The organism is Enterobacter sp. 296B2 (assembly GCF_034106185.1).
In the GTDB taxonomy this organism is placed as follows: domain Bacteria; phylum Pseudomonadota; class Gammaproteobacteria; order Enterobacterales; family Enterobacteriaceae; genus Enterobacter; species Enterobacter cloacae_N.
Genome location: NZ_JAWNCA010000003.1, coordinates 17,870 through 34,913 on the forward strand (window position 1 = coordinate 17,870; position 17,044 = coordinate 34,913).

Consider the following 17,044-nt stretch of genomic DNA (forward strand, 5'->3'; position numbering starts at 1 on the left):
TGTCTTTACTCCCGTGATTCAATTGGTAATTACCAGCTAGCCTTTTTCAAGCCTGGCACTTCACCGCGCATGGCGGCTTCACGCAGTTTGATACGGCTCAACCCAAACTTGCCCACATAACCATGTGGACGACCTGTTTGACGACAGCGGTTACGCTGACGAGACGGGCTGGAATCACGCGGCAGAGACTGCAGCTTGAGAACCGCATTCCAACGATCTTCGTCGGAAGCGTTCACATCAGAAATGATCGCTTTCAGTTCAGCGCGTTTAGCGAAGAATTTATCAGCTAAAGCTACGCGCTTTACTTCGCGTGCTTTCATTGATTGCTTAGCCATTCAGTAACCCTACCTTACTTGCGGAACGGGAAGTCAAAGGCAGCCAGCAGAGCACGGCCTTCTTCGTCAGATTTCGCAGTAGTGGTAATGGTAATATCCAAACCACGCACGCGGTCGACTTTATCGTAGTCGATTTCTGGGAAGATGATCTGCTCACGGACACCCATGCTGTAGTTACCACGACCGTCGAAAGACTTCGCGGACAGGCCACGGAAGTCACGGATACGTGGAACAGCAATAGTGATCAGGCGCTCAAAGAACTCCCACATGCGTTCGCCACGCAGAGTTACTTTACAGCCGATCGGATAGCCCTGACGGATTTTGAAGCCTGCAACAGATTTGCGTGCTTTGGTGATCAGCGGTTTTTGACCGGAGATTGCTGTCAGATCAGCTGCTGCGTTATCCAGCAGTTTCTTGTCAGCGATCGCTTCACCAACACCCATGTTCAGGGTGATCTTCTCGACCCGAGGGACTTGCATGACAGAATTGTAGTTAAACTCGGTCATGAGTTTCTTAACTACTTCGTCTTTGTAGTAATCATGCAGTTTCGCCATCGTACTACTCCAAATTACTTGATAGTTTCGCTGTTAGACTTGAAGAAACGGACTTTTTTGCCGTCTTCGAATCTAAAGCCTACACGGTCAGCCTTGCCGGTAGCCGCATTGAAGATTGCAACGTTAGAAACCTGAATAGCAGCTTCTTTTTCAACGATGCCGCCTGGTTGGTTCAGGGCCGGAACCGGCTTCTGATGTTTCTTAACCAGGTTGATACCTTCAACGACAAGTTTGCCGGAAGACAGAACATTTTTTACTTTACCGCGTTTACCTTTATCTTTACCGGTTAACACGATAACTTCGTCATCACGACGGATTTTCGCTGCCATGATTCGCTCCTTAGAGTACTTCTGGTGCCAGAGAGATAATTTTCATGAACTTCTCAGTACGAAGTTCACGAGTTACCGGCCCAAAGATACGCGTGCCGATAGGCTGCTCGCTGTTATTGTTTAAAATAACGCATGCATTACCATCGAAGCGAATGACAGAACCGTCAGGGCGACGAACACCCTTCTTGGTGCGCACCACTACCGCCTTCAGCACATCACCTTTTTTGACCTTACCACGTGGAATTGCTTCCTTGATGGTGATCTTGATGATGTCGCCTACGCCTGCGTAGCGACGGTGCGAGCCACCCAGAACCTTGATACACATTACGCGACGTGCACCGGAGTTGTCGGCGACGTTCAGCATAGTCTGTTCTTGGATCATTTTAGTGCTCCGCTAATGTCAACTACTACCTGAGACTCTAAAATCAGAGCCGTTAAAAAGCCCCATATCGAGGGCGCGGCATTATAACACCGCTTCTGCAATATGGGTAGAAAAAATAAACGGCTCATCGCTGAGCCGTTTATTCGTATTGAGAAGGCGTACTGTATTACAGAACCGCTTTCTCTACAACGCGAACCAGCGTCCAGGACTTAGTCTTGGACAGTGGACGGCATTCACGGATTTCAACCTTGTCGCCGATACCACATTCGTTGTTCTCGTCATGTACGTGCAGTTTGGTCGTACGCTTGATGAATTTACCGTAGATCGGGTGTTTCACAATACGTTCGATAGCTACAACAATGGATTTCTCCATTTTGTCGCTAACAACACGACCTTGCAGAGTACGGATTTTATCGGTCATTACGCACCCGCCTTCTGAGTCAGTAAAGTCTTAACGCGTGCAACATTGCGACGCACTTGCTTCAGCAGGTGAGTCTGTTGCAGCTGGCCACTTGCAGCCTGCATACGCAGGTTGAACTGCTCACGCAGCAGGTTCAGCAGCTCAGCGTTCAGCTCTTCAACGCTTTTTTCACGCAGCTCTTTTGCTTTCATTACATCACCGTCTTAGTTACAAAGGTGGTTTTGATAGGCAGTTTCGCTGCTGCCAGGCCGAAGGCTTCACGGGCCAGCTCTTCCGGAACACCGTCCATTTCATAAAGGACTTTGCCCGGTTGGATCAAGGCAACCCAGTACTCCACGTTACCTTTACCTTTACCCATACGAACTTCCAGCGGCTTCTCGGTGATCGGTTTGTCCGGGAATACACGGATCCAGATCTTACCTTGACGCTTAACTGCACGGGTCATTGCACGACGTGCTGCTTCGATCTGACGTGCAGTCAGACGACCACGGCCAACAGCTTTCAGACCGAAAGTGCCGAAGCTAACATCCGTACCCTGCGCCAGACCACGGTTGCGGCCTTTGTGCACTTTACGGAATTTTGTACGCTTTGGTTGTAACATCAGCGACGCTCCTTATTTACGGCCTTTACGCTGCTGCTTTTTAGGTTGAGCAGCCGGTTTTTCCGGTTGTTCAACAGCAGCCATACCACCCAGGATCTCACCTTTGAAGATCCATACCTTAACGCCGATTACACCGTAAGTGGTGTGCGCTTCAGAGGTGTTGTAGTCGATGTCAGCACGCAGAGTGTGCAGCGGTACGCGACCTTCACGGTACCATTCGGTACGTGCGATTTCCGCGCCGCCCAGACGGCCGCTAACTTCAACTTTGATACCCTTAGCGCCCAGACGCATTGCGTTCTGTACAGCACGCTTCATAGCACGACGGAACATAACACGACGTTCCAGCTGAGAAGTGATGCTGTCAGCAACCAATTTAGCGTCCAGTTCAGGCTTACGAACTTCAGCGATATTAATCTGTGCAGGAACGCCAGCGATATCCGCTACGACCTTGCGCAGTTTTTCTACGTCTTCGCCTTTCTTACCGATAACGATGCCAGGACGAGCAGTGTGAATAGTCACACGGATGCTCTTAGCTGGACGCTCGATAACGATACGAGATACAGACGCTTTAGCCAGTTCCTTAGTCAGGTACTGACGTACTTTAAAATCGCTGTCCAGGTTGTCAGCGAATTCTTTGGTGTTCGCAAACCAGGTAGAGTTCCATGGTTTTACAATACCCAGGCGAATACCATTAGGATGTACTTTCTGACCCATTGCTAGTCTCCAGAGTCTCAGCGATCGGACACAACCACAGTAATGTGGCTGGTGCGCTTCAGGATGCGATCTGCACGACCTTTCGCACGCGGCATAATGCGCTTCATGCTTGGGCCTTCATCTACGAAAATTTTCGCGACTTTCAGATCGTCGATGTCAGCGCCATCGTTGTGTTCAGCGTTAGCAATGGCAGATTCCAGTACTTTCTTGACCAATACCGCAGCTTTCTTGTTGGTATAGGTCAGGATGTCCAGGGCCTGCGACACTTTCTTACCGCGAATCAGGTCAGCAACAAGGCGAACCTTCTGTGCAGAAGAACGAGCATGGCGATGTTGAGCTAAAGTTTCCATCTCTTCCTCCTACCTTATTTCTTCTTCGCTTTTTTATCAGCAGCGTGGCCGCGATAAGTACGAGTCGGTGCGAATTCACCCAGTTTGTGACCAACCATTTCGTCGGTAACAAAGACTGGAACGTGCTGACGACCATTATGGACAGCGATGGTCAAACCGATCATGTTAGGAAAGATCGTTGAACGACGGGACCAAGTGCGCAGGGGCTTCTTGTCTCCGCTTTCCACCGCTTTCTCTACCTTCTTCAGCAAGTGCAGGTCAATAAAAGGACCTTTCTTGAGAGAACGTGGCATGGCTTATCCTCTAAAATTATTTGCTACGGCGACGTACGATAAATTTATCAGTACGCTTGTTGCTGCGGGTCTTCTTACCTTTGGTCTGAACGCCCCACGGAGTTACCGGGTGCTTACCAAAGTTACGACCTTCACCACCACCATGTGGGTGATCGACTGGGTTCATCGCAGTACCGCGAACGGTAGGACGAACACCACGCCAGCGTGCAGCACCAGCTTTACCCAGAACGCGCAGCATATGCTCAGCATTGCCAACTTCGCCCAGAGTAGCGCGGCAGTCTGCTTCGACTTTACGCATTTCACCAGAACGCAGACGCAGGGTGACATAAGCACCATCACGCGCAACGATCTGAACGTAAGTACCAGCGGAACGTGCCAGCTGACCGCCTTTACCTGGTTTCATTTCTACGTTATGAACAGTAGAACCAACCGGGATATTGCGCATCGGCAGGGTGTTGCCTGCTTTGATTGCAGCATCAACGCCAGACTGAATCTGGTCGCCAGCTTTCAGGCCTTTAGGGGCCAGGATGTAACGGCGCTCGCCGTCTTTGTACAGAACCAGCGCGATGTTCGCGGAACGGTTCGGATCGTACTCAAGACGCTCAACAACTGCTGGGATACCGTCTTTGTTGCGTTTGAAGTCAACAATACGATAAGCCTGCTTGTGGCCACCACCGATGTGACGAGTGGTGATACGGCCATTGTTGTTACGACCACCGGATTTGCTGTTTTTTTCCAGCAACGGAGCAAAAGGTTTGCCCTTGTGCAGCTCAGGGTTAACCACTTTAACTACGTGGCGACGACCCGGAGATGTCGGTTTACATTTAACAACTGCCATTGTATTACTCCTCCGACTTACTCAGCGCCGCCAACGAAGTCCAGATTCTGGCCTTCTTTCAGGGTGACGTAAGCTTTTTTCCAGTCGCTACGACGACCGATACGCTGTCCGTGACGTTTAACTTTCCCTTTAACTACCAGGGTGTTAACGACTTCGACTTCGACTTCAAACAGTTTCTGCACAGCAGCTTTGATCTCTGCTTTGGTCGCGTCTTTAGCAACTTTGAGAACGATGGTGTTTGTTTTTTCCATCGCAGTAGACGCTTTTTCAGAAACGTGCGGTGCGCGAAGCACCTTCAGCAGACGTTCTTCACGAATCATGCCAGCATCTCCTCAACTTGCTTAACAGCATCAGCAGTCATTACGACTTTGTCGAAGGCGATCAGGCTAACCGGGTCGATACCAGTCGCATCGCGTACGTCAACCTTGTGCAGGTTACGTGCGGCCAGGAACAGGTTCTCGTCCAGCTCACCGGTGATGATCAGCACATCTTCCAGAGCCATGTCTTTCAGTTTCTGTGCCAGCAGCTTAGTTTTAGGCGCTTCAACAGAGAACTTCTCGACAACGATCAGACGATCCTGACGTACCAGTTCGGACAGGATGCTTTTCAGCGCGCCGCGGTACATCTTTTTGTTAACTTTTTGACTGTGGTCCTGTGGACGCGCAGCGAAGGTCACGCCACCTGAACGCCAGATCGGGCTCTTGATAGAACCTGAACGCGCACGGCCGGTACCTTTCTGGCGCCATGGCTTTTTGCCAGAACCAGTTACTTCAGCACGAGTCTTCTGAGCACGAGTACCCTGACGAGCACCAGCTGCATAAGCAACAACAACCTGGTGAACCAGCGCTTCGTTGAAATCACGACCGAAGGTAGTTTCGGAAACAGTCAGCGCGCTCTGCGCGTCTTTCAATACTAATTCCATTGCTATCCCCTTACGCCTTCACAGCTGGTTTAACGATCAGGTCGCTACCGGTTGCACCCGGGACCGCACCTTTAACCAGCAGCAGGTTGCGCTCAGCGTCAACACGTACTACGTCCAGGCTCTGAACGGTTACACGTTCGTTACCCAGCTGACCTGCCATTTTCTTGCCTTTGAACACTTTGCCCGGAGTCTGGTTCTGACCGATAGAACCCGGAACGCGGTGAGACAAGGAGTTACCGTGAGTAGCGTCCTGGGTACGGAAGTTCCAGCGCTTAACGGTACCAGCAAAACCTTTACCTTTAGAGGTACCGGTTACGTCAACTTTTTTAACGTCAGCAAACAGCTCAACGCTAATGTCCTGACCTACGGTGAACTCTTCGCCTTCAGCAAGACGGAATTCCCACAGACCACGGCCAGCTTCTACGCCAGCTTTAGCGAAGTGACCCGCTTCTGGTTTGGTTACACGGTTAGCTTTTTTAGCACCAGTGGTAACCTGAATAGCGCGGTAGCCATCGTTAGCCAGATCTTTAACCTGAGTAACGCGGTTTGCTTCAACTTCGATTACGGTTACTGGGATAGAAACGCCATCTTCAGTGAAGATGCGGGTCATACCCACTTTTTTACCGACTAAACCAATCATTGTTTCAACCTCTCAATCGCTCGATGACCTGATTAACCCAGGCTGATCTGCACGTCTACACCGGCAGCCAGATCCAGACGCATCAGAGCATCAACGGTTTTCTCAGTTGGCTCAACGATGTCAACCAGACGCTTGTGAGTGCGGATTTCGTACTGATCGCGCGCGTCTTTGTTGACGTGCGGGGAGATCAGAACGGTGAAGCGCTCTTTGCGGGTCGGCAGCGGGATCGGACCACGGACTTGCGCACCAGTGCGCTTAGCAGTCTCGACGATTTCCGCGGTTGATTGATCGATCAGACGATGATCAAACGCTTTAAGGCGGATACGGATTCTTTGGTTCTGCATGAGACCAGAGCTCCAATTATTTTATAAACGAAAATGATTACTCCTCAAACCCATTACGATTGATGGGAGAGTGTAACCGTTCTTACGTAGCTCCCCAATTGGGAGCATTGTTGAGTAACAAAATGAGCTACTCTGGTTCTGATTGAACCCGCCGTCAATTACGACAAGCCCGCGCATTATACGTATTTGCCGCATTATTGCAAGCTAACTGTGTCGATAATAATCAACCACGGGTTAGCCGGGCTTACTTACTGTCAATTTCTGCCATCGCCTGCTTTACCCGCGCCTCAAGCGAGGTGTTATCATGCTGCCTGTTGTAAGTAGATACATCTTCATCAGCCTCGTCCTCGTCTGTTTGAGCAGCGGCCGAGTCAGCCTCCTCCTCATTCTCTTCAGGCACAGGTTCCGGCAGCGGCTTTTGTTTATAGATGAAATGCTCCTTCGAAAGGACATAATGTTGTGCTGCTGGAGTGATTGACGGCGAGCACAAGAGCCAGTTGCGCACGTAATAGCCCGCCAGAATAAAGAGGAAAAGATAGCCGATGCTGCCGATAAACATGAGTGCGAGGCGAACTAGCGTGCGACGCTGGTGCCCCGGCGCAGGCTCAAAAGCCACCTGCCGGGCCGAGCAATAGAGTCTGAACATCATTTCGTCTCCTGTTCCCGAAGCAATTCGGGGCTTTCACCCAATGCCTGCCAAAGCCGTATCAGCGTCCCCTGGCCGATCATGCCGTCGGTTACCAGGTGGTTTTGAGACTGAAACTGGCGTACCTTTTCGGTGAGCAGCCCCGTCCATTCACCAGTATTCTCGGCCTCGGTATTCAGCACGCGGCTAAGCATGATATCCAGCCATAGAATGTCGTCGACGCTGCTTTTACGGGTAATCATAGACTTGCCGTCGGGAGACAGTTTCCACATTAAGGTGTAATGCCCGCGCCAGACCTCGTTAAACCAATCCTTTCTGAGGCGCCAGGTTTTTTGCCCCGACAATGCAATAAGCTCGCTGTCGCTTACGCCGATAATCACCACCGGTACGTTCTTTTCAGCAACGTGCAGCTGCGCAATCCACGGAACCCCCAGTTTCTCCAGCGCCTCCTGCGTCGAAGTACCCGACAGGCAGGTTAAATTTGCACGGTAGGCCTGATCGCACCACGCTTCTCCCTTTTCGGCATCGTAGCCCCAGACGTGATACAAAAGTCCCATCGCATCCTGAGTCGACATGATCTCATCTGTCAGATCGACCTGGCTGGCGTCAGCATGCGAAGGCAAAACCAGAAACGGCGATGAAAATGCCGGAAACCAGTGGGATAAGGTATTGGCAGAAGACCAGCCTACGGCCATCCCCGCAGTAGCCAGCAGAACGAATGTAAAGAAACACGCCAGACGATTACGACGTGCGGGTAAACAACGGAGTACCGCTCGTTGTGCATCCTGGGTTATCTCCAGCGGAAACGCTGCATCAGGGGGTATAACCTGGCGAAGACACCATCCGGCTCTTGCCAACAGACGAAGATTTCCCCTACTTACGCTGGCGATCCGGTTAATAAACGACACCGGTAACAGAGAATCTATACCAGCATGACAGACGATAACGTGCTCACTCTCCTCCCGAGTGGGTTGAGGGATAGACAACCACACAGGCTGTCTGCATACCGCTTGACGACGCTGCCGGGGGGTAAACGCTCCCAACGTAACGAAACGTGCGCCAGGAAAAATAGCCTTAACCTGCTGGACCGTGCTAGCAAAATGCGTGAGGCAATGACAATTGTCGAGAACAATCAGAAGCGCTCCTTCCGATCCGGTATGCAATTCGCTCAGAAGGCTGGGCCACGCCGCAGTAACCGGAAGTAACCGTCCAATCAGATTGCAGTCGGCCTCGCTGTCATAAATCACCGTCCATTCCTGTCGGTATCCGCTAACGTTGACGGGAGTAAGCATCAGCGCACGTCCGGCAAAAGACCTCGCCATAGCCAATCCAATAGTGGTTTTCCCTGCGCCGCTTATCCCTTCGATGGCGAGCCACGCCTCGTGTTGCAGGGTTTCGAGACCATAAGAAATAACATGTTTCTGCCGAGGAGTAAGAATATTATTTATTTCATCCATGAATAATCACATAATTGTATATTATCGTTTTCCTAAAATGACTGTCAGCAAAGTAAATATCTTGCCGCCTCACCGGCGCAATTATATTATCCAGCATATTAACAGTGAAGCAGAATTACGCCACAGCATTTTAATAAAGTCATCATGATTACAAAGAACATATTCCTGAAGCATGAGCAGCTTTTACAGCATACATTTGTTTTATTAATATTCATCAGCATCATGATCACATTTAGTTCAATTTATATTTCGTATAGTAAATGGCATAATAATCGACAATTAGCGCAAGAGTCGCAGATTGCCTTGCCGTTTTTACGTACGCCCTCTACACAGGCCTGGCGTCTCTCCGCGCAGCCTGCGGCAGTTTTCCAGCCTGCCGCAACGAAAAGTCACTTAGATGTTTTTTTATCAGAGGTAATATTGAGCGGAATTATATTTAGCTCTCACAATGACGCCTCACGAGCTATCCTCAAAGAAGGATCGCAGCAGAATATTTATGCGATAAATCAGTCGCTACGTTCGGAGCCATCAGTACACATCGTTGCGATTACGAAAAATCAGGTAATTTTTTCTCGTGCAGGAAAGATAAAGCAATTATCGCTGCTGGAATCCGCATCTCTCGAGAACCTGGCGCGCGCCTCAACGCCTGCATTGACTGATAATCCACACTCTAATACGCAGTTCCAGGATGTTAAGGAAAACTAAATGGAGCGAATTACGCCCCGCTTTCTTTTAAAGAGCATTTCACTCGTACTGTTGATCTCCCTATGCGGCCAACCGGCGCAGGCTGCCAATTACACGGCCAATTTTAACGACGCGGATATCCGTTCTTTTGTCGATGTCGTCGGGCAAAACATCGGTAAAACCATTCTTATAGATCCCGATGTGAAAGCCACCATCTCAATCAGAAGCGCCGATACCTTCAATGAAGCCGAGTATTATCAATTTTTCTTGAGCGTCCTCGATCTGTATGGATTCTCTATCATCACGCTCGATAACGGTTTTTTAAAGGTCGTACGTTCGGAAAAGGTCAAAGCGCTGCCCGGCAGGCTTTCGTCTAGCGACCGACCAGGTCAGGGCGATGAATTAGTGACACGCATTGTGCCGCTGGAAAATGTTCCTGCACGCGCGCTCTCACCTCTTCTTCGCCAGATGCTCGAAGGCGGTAAAGTGGGTAATGTGGTTCATTATGAACCATCGAATGTACTCATCATCACCGGTAAAGCATCTACCGTTAATCGTCTGTTTGAGGTCGTAAAGCGGGTAGATGTCATGGGCAGCGAGAAAGAACAAATAATCCCCCTTCGCTATGCCTCCGCTGTCGACCTGGCAGACGTGTTAAACGATCTATCGCGCGAGAGCGGCAAAGAGACCAGACCCGCCACGTTACAGGCACGTATTGTTGCCGACAAACGCAGCAATACCCTTATCATCAGCGGCTCTGACCGTGCATGTGCGCGTATCTCGCAACTGGTTTCCAGACTGGATCGCGAAGAACAGGGACAGGGGAATACCCGCGTCTGGTATCTGAAGTATGCCAAAGCCGAGAAGCTGGTCGAGGTACTGACCGGCATTTCACAAAAGCTAAAAGAGGATAAAAGCGCAGCGGGAAAAACGGCCGACAGCAATACCTCCGTTTCTATAACTGCGGATGAGCAGACCAACTCGCTGGTAATCACGGCCAATCAGAGCATACTGCAGCAGCTGGCGCCGGTCATTGAGAAACTGGATATCCGCCGCGCTCAGGTTCTTGTCGAAGCGATTATCGTTGAAGTACAGGACGGGAAAGGAATGAACCTTGGCGTGCAATGGGCGAATAAAAACGTCGGTGCCCAGCAGTTCAGCAATTCGGGCCTGCCGATATTTAACGCCGCGCAGGGGATCGATGAATTTAAAAAACAGGGTGGTATTACCAGCGATAACCCCGCTTACAATCTCTTCAGCAACTATAGCGGCCTGGCAGCTGGCTTCTTCAACGGCGACTGGGCAGTGCTCCTTACTGCGCTGAGCTCCGATAATAAGAACGATATTTTATCCACGCCGAGCATTGTCACTCTGGATAACAAAGAAGCCTCCTTCAACGTCGGTCAGGATGTGCCGGTGCTTTCTGGCTCACAAACCACCTCCGGCGATAACGTGTTCAACACGGTTGAACGTAAAACGGTGGGCACCAAGCTGAAGGTAACACCACAAATCAACGAAGGCGATGCCGTACTGATGGAGATTGAGCAGGAGGTATCAAGCGTTGACTCCTCCGCAAACTCGTCATCGCTCGGCCCAACCTTTAATACGCGTACTATCCAGAACGCGGTTCTGGTGAAAAGCGGCGAAACGGTGGTGCTTGGCGGCTTGATGGATGATGCCAGTAAGCAAGAAGTCTCTAAGGTCCCGCTGCTGGGCGACATCCCGTTGATTGGACAGTTGTTCCGTTATACCTCCAATGAAAAGAGCAAACGCAATCTGATGGTGTTTATCCGTCCTACCATCATTCGCAGTGACGATGTGTATCGTTCGCTCTCGCAAGAGAAATACTCACGCTTCAGCGATCTGCAAAAAGAACGGAAGACAAAACGTGACGGCACACTGCCAGGCGTCGATGATATTGAGCAGCTAGATAGCCACATTTTCGACAAACCGGCTAACCCGCGCACCAGCAATCCTTTTAGCGGCCCGGACGAAAAATGACACAGCTCACCTGGCGAAAGGCGCAGCAGCAGGGAGTCGTTATCCATCACGGCGAGCTGATCTATGCCGATGATACGCAGTTAGAGCCGCTACTGGACGCCGCCACTTCTGGGGTGGAATGTCGAACATTCACTCGCCTGTCACCGCAGCAGTTTGAAGAGAGACTGGAGCAGATTTTCCAACAGGACAGTGGTACCGCCCAGCTGATCGCTGAAGATCTCAATAACTCGGACGACCTTAATGCACTCTCGGAGGAGATACCTACAAACGAAGACCTCCTCAATGAAGAGTCTGACGCGCCCGTAATCCGGCTTATCAACGCCGTACTGGGCGAAGCAATTAAAGAACATGCTTCCGATATCCACATCGAAGTGTTTGAAAAGACAATGAGCATTCGCTTTCGTGTGGACGGCGTCTTGCATCCCGTTGTTCAGCCTAATAAAAAACTAGCCTCGCTGCTCATCTCGCGCATTAAGGTGATGGCGAAACTGGATATCGCCGAGAAACGTTTGCCTCAGGACGGGCGTATCACACTAAAGATTGGTCATCGTAACATTGACGTCCGAGTCTCAACCCTCCCCTCTCAGCACGGTGAACGCGTGGTGCTTCGCCTGCTGGATAAAAGCAGCCTGCGGCTTTCCATCGACAGGCTGGATATGTCGCCCGACGATGCCGACAATCTTAAACGCCTGATCGCCCTGCCGCACGGCATAATCCTGGTCACCGGGCCGACGGGCTCAGGTAAGAGCACCACGCTCTACGCCATCCTCTCCGCACTGAATAATCCGGGGCGCAATATTCTCACGGTTGAAGATCCAATCGAATACGAACTGGAGGGTATTGGTCAGACGCAGGTGAACAGCCGTGTGGATATGTCTTTTGCCCGCGGGCTTCGCGCCATCCTGCGTCAGGATCCGGATGTGGTGATGGTGGGTGAGATACGCGATGGTGAAACTGCCCAGATTGCAGTACAGGCCTCGCTGACAGGCCACCTTGTCTTATCGACGTTACACACCAATAGCGCCGCAGGTGCAATCACCCGCCTGCGGGATATGAACATTGAGCCGTTTTTACTCTCCTCCTCGCTGGTGGGCATTATTGCGCAGCGGCTGGTGCGGCGACTGTGCCCGCATTGTAAAACGTCGCATCCCCTCACTGATGCACAGCGGGCACTGCTGCAGGCGCAAGGGGCTAACGCCAGGCAACTCTGGCAAGCAAAGGGGTGTCCGGCCTGCCGCCACAGCGGCTATCACGGGCGGCTGGCCATCCACGAGCTGTTGCTGATTACATCTGAACTGCGCGCTGCGATCCATGAAGAGGCAAACGAACAGCGGCTGGAACAGCTTCGCCAGCAGCGGCACCACAGCCTGCTTGCTAACGGCGTGCGGGTGGCCGTTGAAGGGCTCACCTCGCTTGAAGAGGTCTTGCGCGTCACGTCGGAAGCGCAGATCACACCGGAGAATCTGTGATGAAATTTTTCTGGCAGGCAACAGACCTTAAGGGTAACGCGACAAAAGGCACACTGGACGCGCAAAGCGAGCGAGAAGTGGTCGCCTGGCTGCGTGGTCAGGGCTTGCTTCCGCAGGTAATCCGGTCGCAAAAAGTCTCGAGGACGTTGCGATGGTCAACCAAACGTATCCGCCACAGCGAGCTAACCCTTTTTACCCGACAGCTCGCTACGCTTGTCGCCGCCGCACTACCACTGGATGAGGCGCTGGCGGCTATTCAGCAGCAAAAAGAGAACAAAAATCTATCGACGATCATTAACGCACTACGCCAGGCCATTCTCGAAGGACAATCCCTCTCCACAGCGATGCAATCGCACCCGCGCCTGTTCGACGCGGTATTTTGTACGCTGGTAAAAGCGGGGGAAACGGTGGGACAACTCGGGAAAGTGCTTGAAAGACTCGCAGATTACAACGAAGCACGACAGAGGATGCGCGGCAAACTAATGCAGGCGCTGATCTACCCCACCCTGTTAACGACGGTCGCTATCCTGGTGGTAGCGATTCTGCTCACAACGGTAGTGCCCAAAGTCGCCGAACAGTTTGTTCATCTGCAGCACGCCCTACCGCTTACAACCCGCATTCTTCTGGCTATCAGTGGAGCGCTGTCTACTTACGGTCCGGTACTCCTGCTAAGCCTCGTGCTGGCGGCAACATTATTTGTCCGCTGGCTGCGAAAAAAGGGCAATCGCCTGCGTTTTCATCGGGCGTTGATCACCGTTCGCCTGACGGCGCCGCTGGTATGCGCCGTCAATAGCGCGCGCTATTTGCGCGCCTTAAGCATCCTCAACGGTAGCGGTGTCCCACTGTTACAGGGGATGTCGCTTGCGGCCGAGGGGGTGAGCAATCTGGAGATCCGCCAGCGCCTGGCTGAAGCCGCCGAAAGTGTACGGCAGGGAAACAGCGTCTGCCGCTCGTTAGAAAAGACCGCCATTTTCCCGCCCATGATGCTGTATATGATTGCCTCGGGTGAAAAAAGTGGTCAGCTCGGCGAGCTCATGCAGCGGGCCACCGAAAACCAGGACGTTCAGTTACAAAATCGCATCGCGATAACGCTGGCCATCTTTGAGCCCGCGCTGATCGTCATAATGGCAATGATTGTTCTGTTTATCGTCGTATCGGTGATGCAACCCATCTTGCAGCTCAACTCGTTAATGAACTAAGGAAAGGCAATGGAAAGAACGTACAGCCATAAACAGCAGGGTTTTACGCTGATGGAACTAATGGTGGTCATCGTGATTCTCGGTGTCCTGGCCAGTCTCGTTGTTCCCAATCTGATGGGCAACAAAGACCGGGCGGATCGACAAAAAGCGGTGAGCGATCTTGTGGCGCTGGAAAGTGCACTGGACATGTACAAGCTCGACAACCATCGCTACCCCACCACCGAACAGGGTCTAAATGCGCTTATCACCGCGCCGACACTCGCGCCCCGTGCGGAAAACTACAGCGCGGGCGGCTATATCCGCCGACTACCAACCGATCCGTGGGGTAACGATTACCTGTTAATTAGCCCGGGGGAGCATGGCGCTATAGACATCAGTTCAACGGGGCCGGACGGTGAAACGGGTACCGCCGATGATATTAACAACTGGGAAATCGATAAGAAGACGCCTTAAGCATGGAGCGGCAAAAAGGATTTACACTGCTGGAGGCAATGCTGGTGGTCGCGATTATCGCCGTCATGGCATCAATTGTCGTCTCCTCGCAGAACGCTCACCTGAGCGAGACTGGAAGGTTGCGGCAAAAAGTGGATGCTTTCCGGCAGATTGTGGAATTTGCCGCCGATGAGGCGTTGCTGGAAAACACTGCCATTGGGATCCGTGTGACACAGGAAGGATGGTTTTACGCGCATCCGAAATACGATCCCCACATGGGCTGGAGATGGGTCGAGATCGAAAAAGCTGATTCATTACATCTCACCGGCCACTGGCTTGATGGTTTTTACATTGAGATCGCACCAGCTTCTGAATACGGACAGCCGCAAATTGTCATTACACCCGACGGCCAGCTGGTACCGTTTACCCTGACGTTCCGGGATAGCGATCGTCGCCGGGTGTTGACGCTCGCCAGCGAGGGTAGCCTTCCGCTGACGCTGACGCTGACGGTCGCCCAGGAGCAGCCATGAATCCTCGGCAAAGCGGCATGATGCTGCTTGAGGTGTTGCTGGCAATGGTGATTATGGCCACTACTGTCATCGCTCTGCTCAGCAGCATGCAATGGCAACTCACTGCCACCGATACGCTGCGCCAGGAGACGCTGGCGCTGTGGATCGCCGACAATGCACTCATTGAAGCGGGTCCTGCACACGGCCAGGCAGAGCAAAGCGGCTATAACTTCAGCTGGCAAATGACCCAGACCACCGCGGGAGAGCCACCAATCGGCCGCACTCTGATTGAGGTGACATCACCGGATGGACGCACGCGGCAACTGTATTCATGGACCGTGCCCGAGGCTGCTCAGGAGCAAAAAAAATGAGCAAGGAGACAGGCTTTACGCTGCTGGAAGTCATGCTGGCCATCGCTATTTTCTCCACGTTGAGCTTCCTGGCATCACTCGTTTTCTCACAGGCGACGGAACAGCACCAACGGGCACAGACGGTTGCGGAAAAATTCAACGCGCTACAGCGCACCGAACGGATGCTCAACCGCGATCTGACTCAGTATGTACCGCGTAATAATCGCCAGACCAACCAGCCAATGTTTATCGAGACGGAAGGGATGATCTTTTCGACGCTGGCACCGGATAGCACCGCGCCGTTTGACGTCACGCCCAATCTGGTAACCGTCCACTGGTTTGTGAAAAATGGCGTACTGTATCGCGCCGTACGCCCAACGGCTGATAGCGATAAGCAGATGCCGCCGAGACCGATGCTAAATGACGTATCGCATTTCACCGCCCGCTTCCAGGCCAGTGAAGACGGCGGCACGCTATCTACAATCAGCCTCACGCTTGAGCTACAGGATCAGGAGCAAATCCGCCGCATCTACATTCTGCCGCCCTGGTTCCCGAAAGTGCAGGAAAATAGTCCTCTTATGGAGGCGGCGAAATGAAACGTGAAAAGGGATCGGCACTATTGATCACTCTGCTATTTATGGCGCTAATGGCCGCACTGGCGGCTGATATGACGATAAGCTTCCAGACACAGCTGCAGAGAAGTCGCAGGATTAACGATACGCTGCAGGTCAAATACGCGCTCTTCTACTCGGAGGCACAGGCGCGTGAAGATCTACAAAAGGCGTTGCAAAGCAAAACCGTTCCTGAAGAAAAGCCGGAGCCTGCCGGTAAGCGGATCCTCAGCGACACCACGCAGGTGAACTGGCGTTATGAAGACGCTCAGCATTGCTATAACCTCAATGCGCTGGCCTTAGCTCCGACAGAACCGTTAGCGACCCCACCCTATAGCATCACCGTATTCACCGCACTGCTCGAACAAGCAGGAGTAGAGAAAATGCAGGCGAGAGAGATTGTGGACTCGCTGGCCGATGCAATAGACCCAGATACAACACCGCGGCGGTACGGCGCGGAAGACGAGTACTATCAGCAAGAGGCGCTTAAACCATTACCGGCAAACCAGCTGTTTTATCTTCCCAGCGAAGTTCGCAGGGTAAAAGGAATGACGCCGGCACTTTATCAAAAATTGTCTCCATACATTTGCGCCCAGTTTAGCTCAAGCCTTTCTATCAATATTAACCGCCTTAAAGAGGAGGACGCCCCGCTGCTTGCCGCCCTGTTTAGTAATGACCTCACTGTCGAAGATGCCAAAGCATTGCTAAACAAACGTCCCGAGGGGGGCTGGAAAAGCGTGGACGAATTTACCTGGCTGGCACAAAAAGAGTTTAGCGCTGCCGGGCCGCTAGTGGACGTGGTCAAGAAATTACTGACCACCCGCAGCAGCTATTTTCGCATTGTCGCTTCCGCCCAACAGGGCGAACTGAACACCGGAATGATCACCACACTGCTTTATGACGACAAAAACAGCACGTTTAAGATTTATCAGCGCCAGCTCATTGCGGGCGAGGAAGATTAAA

At 51.9% G+C, this 17,044-nt stretch carries 26 protein-coding genes; 9 read left to right on the plus strand and 17 right to left on the minus strand.

What is annotated here, in order from left to right:
• Window positions 1–29: 29 nt before the first annotated feature.
• From rpsN to URZ40_RS02985, 17 genes are all read right to left on the minus strand, one after another.
• Entirely contained in the window at window positions 30–335 is a 306-nt protein-coding gene (gene rpsN, locus URZ40_RS02905; RefSeq protein WP_003863291.1) for a 30S ribosomal protein S14, read from the minus strand.
• Window positions 336–349: 14 nt separating this feature from the next.
• A complete protein-coding gene (gene rplE / locus URZ40_RS02910) occupies window positions 350–889 on the minus strand; it encodes a 50S ribosomal protein L5 (protein ID WP_001096202.1) in 540 nt (179 codons plus the stop codon).
• A 14-nt stretch (window positions 890–903) separates the two neighbouring features.
• A complete protein-coding gene (gene rplX / locus URZ40_RS02915) occupies window positions 904–1,218 on the minus strand; it encodes a 50S ribosomal protein L24 (RefSeq protein ID WP_003863287.1) in 315 nt (104 codons plus the stop codon).
• A gap of 10 nt (window positions 1,219–1,228) precedes the next feature.
• Window positions 1,229–1,600 (minus strand): 50S ribosomal protein L14, encoded by a 372-nt coding sequence (rplN, locus tag URZ40_RS02920; protein ID WP_002919748.1) that lies wholly within the window; start codon window positions 1,598–1,600, stop codon window positions 1,229–1,231.
• Between the two features lie 166 nt (window positions 1,601–1,766).
• Window positions 1,767–2,021: a 30S ribosomal protein S17 gene (gene rpsQ / locus URZ40_RS02925; RefSeq protein ID WP_008503489.1), complete on the minus strand. Its 255-nt coding sequence runs from the start codon at window positions 2,019–2,021 to the stop codon at window positions 1,767–1,769.
• Window positions 2,021–2,212: a 50S ribosomal protein L29 gene (gene rpmC, locus URZ40_RS02930; RefSeq protein ID WP_003863282.1), complete on the minus strand. Its 192-nt coding sequence runs from the start codon at window positions 2,210–2,212 to the stop codon at window positions 2,021–2,023. Before rpmC ends, rpsQ begins: the two co-directional genes overlap by 1 nt.
• Window positions 2,212–2,622, minus strand: a complete 411-nt coding sequence (rplP, locus tag URZ40_RS02935) for a 50S ribosomal protein L16 (RefSeq protein WP_002919759.1) — start codon at window positions 2,620–2,622, stop codon at window positions 2,212–2,214. The genes rpmC and rplP overlap by 1 nt, the downstream gene beginning before the upstream one ends.
• A gap of 12 nt (window positions 2,623–2,634) precedes the next feature.
• Complete coding sequence (gene rpsC, locus URZ40_RS02940) at window positions 2,635–3,336, minus strand: 30S ribosomal protein S3 (RefSeq protein ID WP_000529945.1); 702 nt, start codon at window positions 3,334–3,336, stop codon at window positions 2,635–2,637.
• 17 nt (window positions 3,337–3,353) lie between these two features.
• Window positions 3,354–3,686 carry a 50S ribosomal protein L22 gene (gene rplV, locus URZ40_RS02945; protein WP_002919773.1) on the minus strand — a complete coding sequence of 111 codons (333 nt, stop codon included), beginning with the start codon at window positions 3,684–3,686 and terminating at the stop codon, window positions 3,354–3,356.
• Between the two features lie 14 nt (window positions 3,687–3,700).
• Complete coding sequence (rpsS, locus tag URZ40_RS02950) at window positions 3,701–3,979, minus strand: 30S ribosomal protein S19 (RefSeq protein ID WP_001138117.1); 279 nt, start codon at window positions 3,977–3,979, stop codon at window positions 3,701–3,703.
• Window positions 3,980–3,995: 16 nt separating this feature from the next.
• Complete coding sequence (gene rplB / locus URZ40_RS02955) at window positions 3,996–4,817, minus strand: 50S ribosomal protein L2 (protein WP_000301859.1); 822 nt, start codon at window positions 4,815–4,817, stop codon at window positions 3,996–3,998.
• A 17-nt stretch (window positions 4,818–4,834) separates the two neighbouring features.
• Window positions 4,835–5,137: a 50S ribosomal protein L23 gene (gene rplW, locus URZ40_RS02960; RefSeq protein WP_000617546.1), complete on the minus strand. Its 303-nt coding sequence runs from the start codon at window positions 5,135–5,137 to the stop codon at window positions 4,835–4,837.
• Window positions 5,134–5,739, minus strand: a complete 606-nt coding sequence (gene rplD, locus URZ40_RS02965) for a 50S ribosomal protein L4 (RefSeq protein WP_000424395.1) — start codon at window positions 5,737–5,739, stop codon at window positions 5,134–5,136. The genes rplW and rplD overlap by 4 nt, the downstream gene beginning before the upstream one ends.
• Before the next feature lie 10 nt (window positions 5,740–5,749).
• Complete coding sequence (gene rplC, locus URZ40_RS02970; protein WP_003863274.1) at window positions 5,750–6,379, minus strand: 50S ribosomal protein L3; 630 nt, start codon at window positions 6,377–6,379, stop codon at window positions 5,750–5,752.
• Between the two features lie 32 nt (window positions 6,380–6,411).
• On the minus strand, window positions 6,412–6,723 hold the full coding sequence (gene rpsJ, locus URZ40_RS02975; RefSeq protein ID WP_001181005.1) for a 30S ribosomal protein S10: 312 nt from the start codon (window positions 6,721–6,723) through the stop codon (window positions 6,412–6,414).
• Window positions 6,724–6,967: 244 nt separating this feature from the next.
• Window positions 6,968–7,372, minus strand: coding sequence for a hypothetical protein (locus URZ40_RS02980; protein ID WP_320719745.1), 405 nt, complete (start codon window positions 7,370–7,372; stop codon window positions 6,968–6,970).
• Window positions 7,369–8,826 (minus strand): peptidoglycan-binding domain-containing protein, encoded by a 1,458-nt coding sequence (locus tag URZ40_RS02985; RefSeq protein ID WP_320719746.1) that lies wholly within the window; start codon window positions 8,824–8,826, stop codon window positions 7,369–7,371. The genes URZ40_RS02980 and URZ40_RS02985 overlap by 4 nt, the downstream gene beginning before the upstream one ends.
• Window positions 8,827–8,970: 144 nt before the next feature.
• Between URZ40_RS02985 and URZ40_RS02990 the strand changes: the two genes are divergently transcribed.
• Genes URZ40_RS02990 through gspK form a run of 9 tightly spaced genes read left to right on the plus strand, consistent with a single transcriptional unit; the run spans window position 8,971 to window position 17,043 of the window.
• A complete protein-coding gene (locus URZ40_RS02990; protein ID WP_320719747.1) occupies window positions 8,971–9,531 on the plus strand; it encodes a type II secretion system protein N in 561 nt (186 codons plus the stop codon).
• Entirely contained in the window at window positions 9,532–11,511 is a 1,980-nt protein-coding gene (gspD, locus tag URZ40_RS02995; protein WP_320719748.1) for a type II secretion system secretin GspD, read from the plus strand.
• Entirely contained in the window at window positions 11,508–12,980 is a 1,473-nt protein-coding gene (gene gspE, locus URZ40_RS03000) for a type II secretion system ATPase GspE (protein WP_320719749.1), read from the plus strand. Before gspD ends, gspE begins: the two co-directional genes overlap by 4 nt.
• A complete protein-coding gene (gene gspF / locus URZ40_RS03005) occupies window positions 12,980–14,179 on the plus strand; it encodes a type II secretion system inner membrane protein GspF (protein ID WP_320719812.1) in 1,200 nt (399 codons plus the stop codon). Before gspE ends, gspF begins: the two co-directional genes overlap by 1 nt.
• A 9-nt stretch (window positions 14,180–14,188) precedes the next feature.
• Window positions 14,189–14,632, plus strand: coding sequence for a type II secretion system major pseudopilin GspG (gspG, locus tag URZ40_RS03010; RefSeq protein ID WP_233003699.1), 444 nt, complete (start codon window positions 14,189–14,191; stop codon window positions 14,630–14,632).
• A 2-nt stretch (window positions 14,633–14,634) separates the two neighbouring features.
• The gene (gspH, locus tag URZ40_RS03015) at window positions 14,635–15,141 is read left to right on the plus strand and encodes a type II secretion system minor pseudopilin GspH (RefSeq protein ID WP_320719750.1); all 507 of its coding nucleotides are present in this window, start codon (window positions 14,635–14,637) and stop codon (window positions 15,139–15,141) included.
• A complete protein-coding gene (gene gspI / locus URZ40_RS03020) occupies window positions 15,138–15,491 on the plus strand; it encodes a type II secretion system minor pseudopilin GspI (protein WP_320719751.1) in 354 nt (117 codons plus the stop codon). Before gspH ends, gspI begins: the two co-directional genes overlap by 4 nt.
• A complete protein-coding gene (locus URZ40_RS03025) occupies window positions 15,488–16,066 on the plus strand; it encodes a type II secretion system protein J (RefSeq protein WP_233003702.1) in 579 nt (192 codons plus the stop codon). The genes gspI and URZ40_RS03025 overlap by 4 nt, the downstream gene beginning before the upstream one ends.
• Window positions 16,063–17,043, plus strand: coding sequence for a type II secretion system minor pseudopilin GspK (gene gspK, locus URZ40_RS03030; RefSeq protein ID WP_320719752.1), 981 nt, complete (start codon window positions 16,063–16,065; stop codon window positions 17,041–17,043). The genes URZ40_RS03025 and gspK overlap by 4 nt, the downstream gene beginning before the upstream one ends.
• Window position 17,044 lies beyond the last annotated feature (1 nt).

Coding starts and splice junctions, on each gene's coding strand:
- rpsN (WP_003863291.1), bottom strand. CDS start 335: ATGGCTAAGCAATCAATGAAAGCACGCGAAGTAAAGCGCGTAGCTTTA.
- rplE (WP_001096202.1), bottom strand. CDS start 889: ATGGCGAAACTGCATGATTACTACAAAGACGAAGTAGTTAAGAAACTC.
- rplX (WP_003863287.1), bottom strand. CDS start 1,218: ATGGCAGCGAAAATCCGTCGTGATGACGAAGTTATCGTGTTAACCGGT.
- rplN (WP_002919748.1), bottom strand. CDS start 1,600: ATGATCCAAGAACAGACTATGCTGAACGTCGCCGACAACTCCGGTGCA.
- rpsQ (WP_008503489.1), bottom strand. CDS start 2,021: ATGACCGATAAAATCCGTACTCTGCAAGGTCGTGTTGTTAGCGACAAA.
- rpmC (WP_003863282.1), bottom strand. CDS start 2,212: ATGAAAGCAAAAGAGCTGCGTGAAAAAAGCGTTGAAGAGCTGAACGCT.
- rplP (WP_002919759.1), bottom strand. CDS start 2,622: ATGTTACAACCAAAGCGTACAAAATTCCGTAAAGTGCACAAAGGCCGC.
- rpsC (WP_000529945.1), bottom strand. CDS start 3,336: ATGGGTCAGAAAGTACATCCTAATGGTATTCGCCTGGGTATTGTAAAA.
- rplV (WP_002919773.1), bottom strand. CDS start 3,686: ATGGAAACTTTAGCTCAACATCGCCATGCTCGTTCTTCTGCACAGAAG.
- rpsS (WP_001138117.1), bottom strand. CDS start 3,979: ATGCCACGTTCTCTCAAGAAAGGTCCTTTTATTGACCTGCACTTGCTG.
- rplB (WP_000301859.1), bottom strand. CDS start 4,817: ATGGCAGTTGTTAAATGTAAACCGACATCTCCGGGTCGTCGCCACGTA.
- rplW (WP_000617546.1), bottom strand. CDS start 5,137: ATGATTCGTGAAGAACGTCTGCTGAAGGTGCTTCGCGCACCGCACGTT.
- rplD (WP_000424395.1), bottom strand. CDS start 5,739: ATGGAATTAGTATTGAAAGACGCGCAGAGCGCGCTGACTGTTTCCGAA.
- rplC (WP_003863274.1), bottom strand. CDS start 6,379: ATGATTGGTTTAGTCGGTAAAAAAGTGGGTATGACCCGCATCTTCACT.
- rpsJ (WP_001181005.1), bottom strand. CDS start 6,723: ATGCAGAACCAAAGAATCCGTATCCGCCTTAAAGCGTTTGATCATCGT.
- URZ40_RS02980 (WP_320719745.1), bottom strand. CDS start 7,372: ATGATGTTCAGACTCTATTGCTCGGCCCGGCAGGTGGCTTTTGAGCCT.
- URZ40_RS02985 (WP_320719746.1), bottom strand. CDS start 8,826: ATGGATGAAATAAATAATATTCTTACTCCTCGGCAGAAACATGTTATT.
- URZ40_RS02990 (WP_320719747.1), top strand. CDS start 8,971: ATGATTACAAAGAACATATTCCTGAAGCATGAGCAGCTTTTACAGCAT.
- gspD (WP_320719748.1), top strand. CDS start 9,532: ATGGAGCGAATTACGCCCCGCTTTCTTTTAAAGAGCATTTCACTCGTA.
- gspE (WP_320719749.1), top strand. CDS start 11,508: ATGACACAGCTCACCTGGCGAAAGGCGCAGCAGCAGGGAGTCGTTATC.
- gspF (WP_320719812.1), top strand. CDS start 12,980: ATGAAATTTTTCTGGCAGGCAACAGACCTTAAGGGTAACGCGACAAAA.
- gspG (WP_233003699.1), top strand. CDS start 14,189: ATGGAAAGAACGTACAGCCATAAACAGCAGGGTTTTACGCTGATGGAA.
- gspH (WP_320719750.1), top strand. CDS start 14,635: ATGGAGCGGCAAAAAGGATTTACACTGCTGGAGGCAATGCTGGTGGTC.
- gspI (WP_320719751.1), top strand. CDS start 15,138: ATGAATCCTCGGCAAAGCGGCATGATGCTGCTTGAGGTGTTGCTGGCA.
- URZ40_RS03025 (WP_233003702.1), top strand. CDS start 15,488: ATGAGCAAGGAGACAGGCTTTACGCTGCTGGAAGTCATGCTGGCCATC.
- gspK (WP_320719752.1), top strand. CDS start 16,063: ATGAAACGTGAAAAGGGATCGGCACTATTGATCACTCTGCTATTTATG.